The sequence below is a fragment of the Brakhagea slesvicensis genome (assembly GCF_052161625.1).
In the GTDB taxonomy this organism is placed as follows: Bacteria; Planctomycetota; Planctomycetia; order Pirellulales; family Pirellulaceae; genus JBKCUI01.
The window spans coordinates 569,152-578,232 of the sequence record NZ_CP197412.1 but is presented as its reverse complement, the minus strand read 5'-3'; the positions used below and the strand labels follow the sequence as shown (position 1 = coordinate 578,232).

General features: G+C 49.9%; 5 protein-coding genes. 3 read left to right on the top strand and 2 right to left on the bottom strand.

All coding sequences use genetic code 11. The features are described from left to right. The first annotated feature begins 30 nt into the window (after positions 1-30). The 3 genes from SH467x_RS02120 (at position 31) to SH467x_RS02110 (ending at position 5,451) form a co-directional block, all read left to right on the top strand. Positions 31-1,740 (top strand): hypothetical protein, encoded by a 1,710-nt coding sequence (locus tag SH467x_RS02120; RefSeq protein ID WP_482369670.1) that lies wholly within the window; start codon positions 31-33, stop codon positions 1,738-1,740. Then, complete coding sequence (locus SH467x_RS02115) at positions 1,737-3,425, top strand: hypothetical protein (RefSeq protein WP_482369669.1); 1,689 nt, start codon at positions 1,737-1,739, stop codon at positions 3,423-3,425. Before SH467x_RS02120 ends, SH467x_RS02115 begins: the two co-directional genes overlap by 4 nt. Before the next feature lie 70 nt (positions 3,426-3,495). Continuing rightward, positions 3,496-5,451, top strand: coding sequence for an acyl-CoA dehydrogenase family protein (locus SH467x_RS02110; RefSeq protein ID WP_482369668.1), 1,956 nt, complete (start codon positions 3,496-3,498; stop codon positions 5,449-5,451). A gap of 43 nt (positions 5,452-5,494) precedes the next feature. Here the strand turns inward: SH467x_RS02110 and SH467x_RS02105 are convergent, their stop codons facing one another. Continuing rightward, a complete protein-coding gene (locus SH467x_RS02105; protein ID WP_482369667.1) occupies positions 5,495-6,676 on the bottom strand; it encodes a 5-methylcytosine restriction system specificity protein McrC in 1,182 nt (393 codons plus the stop codon). Between the two features lie 97 nt (positions 6,677-6,773). Next, on the bottom strand, positions 6,774-8,792 hold the full coding sequence (locus SH467x_RS02100) for an McrB family protein (RefSeq protein WP_482369666.1): 2,019 nt from the start codon (positions 8,790-8,792) through the stop codon (positions 6,774-6,776). Between the last annotated feature and the right edge of the window lie 289 nt (positions 8,793-9,081).

Below are 9,081 nucleotides of genomic sequence, written 5' to 3'. Positions count from 1 at the left end.
GGAATGCAGAGAGACCAAGATTGGTTCCTTATGACAAGGGAACTCAAGTTGACCTACGAGAGAATGGCCTGGGTTCCACTGTTCGTTGATGAACATACTGAATTCGGTAACTTCCCAGATCCCGGTTTTGACGATGACTACTTCGGCATTGGCACCATGCTTCTGGATGCGGATGAATCAGAGGAACTACGTGAGCTTGATTGGGATGAGGTGAGACCAAGTTCACATCGCCCTGGCTTTGACTCCGACGGATTCTATTCAGCAAAGTACTATTTTGGCCAAGTACACGGCGAGCATTTGGTATTCCCGATTGAGCCCGAGGGAAAAAGCTCGCCACGTCACGTTCTCATTGAACCAGACTTGATCTTGGGTTTACGTCTTCATCCCGTCGGTCACGATTGGGCGAGCGCTAGGGACGAAGGAGAAGTCGTGATACACCAAGAGCTAGATGGCGGTGGAAATGTTACGAAAGTCGAAATCCGAACTGAGTATCTGAAGGACTTCTTAGCCGCCCGGGAAATGGGGCTAGCAATCATTACGTTTCGAGAACGCAAGCACATCTTTTCTACACCTCCAGAATTCACGCTTCCAAAGACGAAGCCATCACCGACTTGGCAATGGGAGGGCTGGATAAATGAGATTGACGAGCACGGCGAGCATTTCGGTAACACGTGGACTGTGACAATCCTTGGAAGGCACGACGTTGACGTAGATGAAGATGCTCCGGTAGCTGAGTACAGTCTGGACGATAGAAAACTGCGTCGCAGAAAATTCGAAACTAAGCCTGGCGAGTCAAAAAGATACTGTGTTGCCAGTGATTTAATTAAGCGTGATTGGATCGCTCCTGCGTTAGCAAGTCCGCGCGTTCGTGGGGACAAACCAACCGAATCTTGCGTCTTCGTGGCTGATGCAGCGTCCTCAAGAATGTCTGCGCAGGAGTTGAAGGACGAACCCAGATGGCGTTGGCTTACCTTTAAACCAGAGTCGATTTCAAACCTACTAGACCAGGGCAAGGTGAAACTGGAATGGTGGAGCAGGCAAACAGCTTGCTTTCGTTACGGTGACGGATTAAGCGTTCCTTTCGGAGTCAACACAAAGGGGCTGATAAGCATCTTTTCCAAGGATGTTATTGAGCTTGCACCTCATCGGCAAAGGTACTTCGCTGGCCATAGCGTTTCGCCCGAGGGCGGAGCTTGCGAGGAGTTGGTTCACTCGCAAATGCAAAATGATCCTGCAGGAACCATCGCGGCTGAGTCGCGAATCTTGGATGTCCGAAAGAAAATCGATGAGGCCTTTGTGCGTCGCTTCAAAAAAACGCTATTTCGACCGCATGATATGGTTACAGGAATCGCGGCTCGGACGCATCGATTCGCGGCATCGAATGTTGAAGAGCTTTACGACCTTGCAAAGGATCTCCGTCGCATCTTTATCGAGTCCATTGATGACGACTTTCTTAAATCACTGACACCGTCATGCTCGGATGATCTTGGAAGTATCAAGCGGTTATGCAAACTACTGGATGACGCTGGGCAAGCAGGACGTTCGATTACAGCAGCACTAGCTGGAATTCACGAATTGCGTCAGGCAAGCGCTCACCTACCGCGCAAAAGTGTGGACGAGGCGTTCTCACTTGTCGGGGTTGACCTCGATGCACCCTCGATAATTTCAGCCATGAATATGATCGAATCTGTCGTTGACTCAATCGACTCCATTGCAAATGGACTGGAGGCTAAGCCTTGAACCCAATTGATCTAAAACCATTTTATTTGCTCGCCGAAGAACCCACAACTAAAGAAGACTTTGATCGATGGATTCGCCAAGAAGAGGTTATGTCATTCCTAGAGGATGACATGAATGATGACCATATTCTGCTTTACGTTAGCTTGCCGCATTTTTTCTTGCATGCTGTGCTAGTTCCAAAAGTCGATGTCAGCCAAGAGTCGATTTGGGAAGAATTAAAGCACTGGAGTTTGAGTGCGACCTCGACGTGGGGAGTCGCAAGCTGTGCGGATGAAGTATCACTTTGCAGCCCGCTAGAGCACACAGGCTCAAAAATTCTTGACTCGGGAGAAAAACTACTTTTCCTAAGAGAATTTGACGGTATTTATCGTGGGAAATTTTACATAGAGATGAACCAGAGACTCTGTCATGTACTTGGGATTCATCATATGCCAGAAAGATCTGCCTGGTGTCGTTTGGATGACCATGGCGACATCGAGGAGGTCATCAAGATTTACAATCTTCCTGAGCCGATGGATGGACGCTTGGTGTCGATGAGCAAGAGGCAACTCGCCATCTATGCCGGCTTGACGGATCAGCATCTCGCGAGAATGGTCGACATAACTCGATTTCGATCACTCGCAATGGGCAGTTGGGACCACGACATGGCCCGCGAATATGTCAAATGTGACACGATTAGAGGTCAGAGGGGCATTCAGCATGGTAAGGGCAGCTATTTCAGAGGAGTACAGCTTGCTGATATAGGCGAGAGTAAGGAGTCGATTTTGAAGTCAATGTTTTCATTCTACGACGACGAGGACAAAGAATACGAATTATTCATCGCGCATGATTGGCGAAACAATCGGATAGGCGAGTTTTCATGTGATCCGAAAGAGCTCGCCAATTACTTCGTTCCGATGGAAGGCCCTTTTCAAACAACTCCAGCATTCTTCAAGCCTGAAGTTTTAACCAAGTACAAAGCCGACCCAGAAAAATACACGATTGATAACGACTCAATCTCATGTCGAGGTACTTGGTACCTTCAGAGCTGGGGCGTAAATGATGCAGGGCAGGTTTATACCTACCTTTGCTATTTGGGGAACCTGCCGAACAAAGAACAGCTTCACTGGAAACAGTTCAACGAGAAGCCCAAAGCAGGATTGCCGGATGCAACGATCAAGACCGACTTCCTAGGAATTTGGGATGAGAGCTATGACCCGCTACGGAGTTTAGTGTCTCAATGTCGAAAGCTGAGTTCCGATCGGCGTAGTTGGTGGAAGGTGCGTGACGAAAATCTATTTACTCGTACTCACTACCCTCATTCGGACGGACGTGCCGAATGGGCAAACGAGCTTATGAATCTTGATCAGTTGCTGATTGAATCGCTGGAGGAACGTAAGATTCGCGCGATAGCGAAAGCTAAGGAAGCGCCTATAGATGACAGAATGCGTGCACTAAAGCTGATCGAAGCATCTCTTGTCGCAGACGGTTTTGAAACTGATCACGCTCGAGAGATAATGGGGCCTTTTCACGCTGTGCACAATCTGAGGTCAGAATTGAAAGGGCACGCTTCCGATGGAACGGCGAAGGCCCGTGAGGTCGAAGCTCGGAAAGAGTCCGGCGGATCATTGGTAAATCATTTCAAATCTCTCTGCCAAGGTTGCGACGAGTCGCTTGAATTGATCGCAAAGTGTCTTGGCGAATAAATCGAAAAAACAGATTCGGTCCACCTTATTCAGAACGCATGACAGGCAACTTAAGATGAAGATTTCCAAAATGTTTGAACGACCTATCATCCTCGTTTGCATTACCATGTTTGCGTTTGAGGTCCCAGCGGTCGGGCAGGATAATGAAACGGGAACGACAGCGAAGCTTTTGTTGATGCCAGAAGTAGCGATAGATCGCTTGCAGGCTGAAAATAACGATCTCAAGCCACTTCTTGTTTCACAGGATGAGCTTGACCAACTGATTCAGCAAGATGGTGGCGGCGCTTGCCCAATCGCCGCCGGTCTAATTGCGGAGCAGTCCTTGCGATCGATGACGGGTCTTCCCTTGGATCTGCATCCACATCGAACCGCGCTTCGTCTCTTCCAAGAGAAGCCCGCATTGAAAGAGGGACGAATCAGTAACGAGCGATTTGTCGAGTTGCTCGCTTTTCTTTGTGAAGACCTCGACGAGACGCCTTTGGCAATCACTACAGCGTCCGCTCCCACGAGCGACTACGAAACTACTGGCACACGATGGACTCCAACCGACGGACCAGATCTGTCGGTTGCTGCAGGTCAGATCAAGATTCTTGCCTATACCGTCACGACAGCTAGCGGCACTGTCCGCGGCCGACATTTTGTTCTGCTTCAGGGCCGTGATGGAGATCAAATCTCGTTTGTGAACCCAGGTAAGCCAACGAAGGACTACACGTTTATCGTCGAATATCGAGGTGATTCGTCTGGGCCGAAGAGACAGGTGTTCTTTCACAGTCCAGCCGGTTTCGACAAAACCAATCAGACTTACGAGCTGAATACGATCTTTACCATTAGGCTGATAAATAAACAGCCGAGCGTTACAGAAAGAGAGGACGTTTCAGTCCACGTAATCAAAGAAAAGATTGATCAGTTAGCAACCCTTCTTCGAGAACAGGGCGATCTCACTAACCCAACTGCTTGGCGTCAGCACGGTGCAGCGTTTGGATTACCAGGTTTGGATTTGCCAAAAGAAGTCGGCGGAAGCGGTTGGTCAACTGTGGACATGCTTGAAGTCTTCCGACATGCTGGTAAACACAATCTCAACCTTCGTGATGTTGTTGGAGCTGCTCATGGCCGACCTTTGGCGAAGTCGAACTCTGCATACGCACAACGCGTCCTGAAGGACATTCTCGCTGGTAAAGCGTATGTCGCAGTTGCCATCACGGAGCCAGAGGCTGGCAGCGACATGAGGGCGATGGAAAGTCGAGCCACGAAAGTCGGAGACGGGTTCTCGTTGAGCGGACAAAAGCTGTGGAACGCTCGCCTACGACAGGCAACGCATGTCGTGCTGTATACCTTGGCGTCTAGCGGTAAGTCTGGAGCACGAACCGCTTTCTTGCTGCCGATCGATCACCCAGGGCTTCAGATAGTAGATGAATATGCTCACGGATTGACAGGCAACTCATTTGGTGGCCTAAAATTCAGTGATATGTTTGTTGGGCCGGAATATATCCTAGGTGAAGACGGCGATGGTGGAAAGATCTTCAATGAACACTTCACCTACTGGCGACTGATGCAGTCCGCCGCTGCCATTGGATGCGGTGAGGGCTCGCTTCAGCAGATGGCAGATCGAATTAAGGAACGACAAGCTTATGGCGGTCCAATCGGTCGCTTCACGCACCTCCAGCAACCGCTTGGCGAGTGCACCACTAAGTTGCAGATGGCAATAGCTTTGGCACGCGAGGCAGCAGTGCTCATCGATCAAGGGAATTACGATGCTGCGTCTCCATTTGTAAATGGCATCAAAGCGGAAGGAGTCGAAATCGCCCTGGCCGCATCCGATGCGGCGATGCGTGCTCACGGAGCACTAGGATACAGTCGCAAGGTCGATCTTGGTGATCGTGTTCGCGACCTCATGGGCTTACGAATCGCAGACGGAACAACTGATGTGATGAGGATGGAAGTTGTTCGCTCGGTCTACGGTTCGGAGTTTTGGAGAATGGCAATTCGTAGTTACCAAGCTGCAGAGGACTCGAACTCGAAAGAATAACCGTGTCGTTCGCTCACCGGTTTAGTGGTAAGCTTGCGTCTTGCTAATCTCGGCATGCGGCATTTTGAGCTTGTGAGTAAAGCAATTCGAACAATGCGGCCTTCGTATCTGCTGGACCGCCCGACATCGGTAGCGCAACTGAGTCAACCAATATTCGATTTACACCTTTGCCTTTAGTCAAAAGGGTTCTGTAAATAGATTGCGGGCTGCCTTGAACTGGGTATACGAGTGTCGCGCGGTTTGCACTAAAACCAATGGAATAGGCACACATCTGAAAACGGTCATTACGACTTTCTTCACCGAAGTCGCGTTTGTACTTCGCGTCGAGAACCCATCGATCACTTAGACGATGAAGTAGGACGTCCGCGATCATCAGCCGCTTAGCATCTGTTTCGCCGAGTGCGTCATCCCATAGTCGCCGGCGCTTAGCTGCTGGTAGGCTTCGCCAGCCTGTGATGGCGGCAAGTTCGTTGCACATTTTCCTGATGCTTCGTTCCCATATGCCAGCCAGCGATAAAGTGAATGACTGACCGCCCCAGCCACTGTTAGCGTCCATGGAGGCACCAAAAAGAATCAGTCGGGCGAGCTGTAGAGCGTTTCCATAGCCGGACGGGGCAGAAGTGAAACCTTCGGATACAACCTGCTGTCGGTCAACATCCTCAACGGTGAGTTCGGACCACTCGCTACGAAGCCGATGCAGTAATTTACGAGCGTCTTCGTCAAGGTCGTTCTGAAATAGTAAGGCTTGCTTCAATGCAAGTGATAGCATTCTGTTGGCGGGAGTGTTGAAGCTGCGCCCTCGCACAACCTGTGGTAATTTGGGTAGTCGCCAGATCTTTGTCGCTAGGGCACGTGCCAAGACTCGACCTTTAACTTGCGATGACTCTATTTGGAGCTTGATAAAGTCCTTTCGCAAGTGCCATCTGGTCACTAAATCGAGTTCCAGGAGAAACAATTTCAACAGTACTTGTTGCCAACCTTCATCTGGCGACACGTTTCCTTGCTGGCTCCAATGTTGGAAGTTGGGGAACTCGCCAAGATAAACCAACCAATCCAACAAAATGATCCCCGGTAGTTTGGTGCGAAGAATAAGCCGTCGGCCACTTGGAAGCATTATGAGACCTGTGCGGTGTTTGCCACGCAGCACGAATCGCCCTGCTCGTTCCTCGATACTCACGACGTTACGATCGGCATGAAAACGAATCGCTTCGAGGTCTTCACTCAAATCACACGCTGAGCCAATCCATATTCTAGGATCAGGCGTACCAGACTCGTCAATTACGATGTCGCGATCGGATTGGTGGTTAGTATTCAACATTGGGCTAAGCGTCCGACACGTTGTCTTCAACCTGCTGCTCCGAAGTCGATAGGCATTGTAACAATACTGCTTCGACCTGGTTTACAAGGTCACTATCTGTTCTGCCGAACTGCATGACGCATAGTTCGTGAACGTAAGGCAACACACTGAATCGGACGATTCGACGCAACGCCTCGGCAACTAGTGGCTTGTCAGCCGATGGTTGATTCTCGCTGCCAAATGTCTGCAACATAAACAACGCATGGCCGACCTGTTGCTCTTGCGGAATGCCTCTGTCCTCCAGAAGTTGATTGCAACGACGCAGGTCATCGGAACGGAACTTTGCGGGATTGTTCCCTGGCCTTCCTAGCCAATTACTCAGAACGTCGTAATCTGGATACAAGTTCACCCACAGAAAGCGGCGTCGAAGTGCCAGGTCCATTCGGCCAATTGATCGGTCGGCACTGTTCATCGTTCCAATGATGAAGACATTATTCGGAAGACGGAAAGTCCGTCCTGACAGCAACCGAATGGGGCGTCCACGGTACTCCATCAACTGCAACAACTCGCCGAGAACCGCTGCCGTATCACATCGGTTGATTTCATCAAGAATCAAAATGTGTCGCGTGTTGCTGCGGTAACTCCGAAGTGATTCGATCCATTCGAGAAAGCAACCAAGCTTCGGTGCGAATTTCAAAACGCCGCTATCAGTAAAGGGTTTGATACCTTCGAAAAAGTCTTCATAACCCCAGTTCGCATGCATAAAAACGACAGAGTGGCTTCCTTGAGCCTGGCCTCCGCGGTCGCCAACGAAGTACCGAGCGAACATCTGCGCGATATAAGTCTTGCTTGTTCCTGGTGGGCCAGACAAGATCACTTGCTGCTTAGCAAGCAGAGCGTCCTCGATCTCCTGCAGCTTTGCGATCGGTAACGCCGATTCGTCACTAAGTTCGGCTAGCGACTGAGGCGAATCGTCTACCTCGACTCCGTCCCCTGCTTCTCCGCCTACGTGTTCCGCGACGCTTGCCCAGTGTCCCGTACGCGAAGCTTGGAAAAACGGCCATACCCACTGGAAGAACTTGCCAACCTCATTTGTCAGGCTGGAAGTTCGTTCGGGCAGTTCTTCAATGGGAAAACCTTTCCTGAGTCCGAATCCATTGCCAATCGAAAATGCCTCGCCGTCCTTAGCTCTAAGGCCGTTCAACAGCTCTTCATTGCCTTCGATGTTCCCGTCGATGGCAACGAGATCACTTGGAGCTGTCTTCATGTATTCGGCAACCTCAGCGCGATTAGAATGAATAGCGGCGTTGAGATTCTCGATGTACTGATCGCAATTGGAACCAAATGCAAAACCGTAATTGAACTCTCGCTGAAGTCCGAGAAGTCCGAAAAACAATTGGCAACTTTGCGTCTTCGATTTCGCGGCAGGGTCGTAAAACGCAGCCCAATAGTGATCGTGATACCCTCCTTGTCCAAAGTCGTTCTTCTTCAATCGAGAGACGTTGTTTGTAGTATTGGCAACTTCGGCATCCAGCTCTTGTATATAGTCAGTGCGGAGCGACTCGACGAGTCGGTTGGTAGGGTCTCGCAAAACTTGTTGGAAGTCGACCTTGTTTTTCTTGTGCCATGCTCCATCGTTGGTGTGATCCACTAACGCAGTTACGAAATCAACGGTTGCTTGGGTGTAATCGAGAGCGACGGCGGCTAACTCTTCATCGTCGCCGATTTGCCCACCAGCTATTTCCTTCGATGCGGCATCTTGTTTGATTGCCGCAGACACGGCGTTCAGCTCGTCGTCGCTCAGCGGCACTGACCGAAAATGGGGAGCCAGGTCTGGCGCATATCCGGTGCCCTTGAGCCGGTTCGTTGTTCGGTCAATTTGAATGTTCTTTGTTCCACTCTTGCCTTCGTTGATCGTGGCGAACATACGAAACGCTAACTCGTCTGGAATAGCCCAGCAGTCGATTTTCTTATCTGTCACATCGAAAAAACAGAACAAGAAAACCGCAGGCTTCTCGGACGCAACCTGCTTGAGCTCTGTCATCTGGGCAGGTGGAATATTTGTCCAGAAGAAGTTACCTGTCCTCGAATTCCTATTTAGTATTACTCCTTCTCCCCATGCATAACGAGAGCTTTTTTGCTGAACAAGTTCCATATTGCCGCTTCTTAGGCGCTGACGAATAATCTCTTGCATCATTCGTCCAGCGTTGTTCTGGAGCTTCTCTTCTAGAGGTAGGGCAACGAATTGACTTGGCAATTGATCTAATTGATCTAGAATTTTCGTGGAAAGTCTGATTGAGTCCGACATTATCTCAATGTTCTTGCAAAGAGTT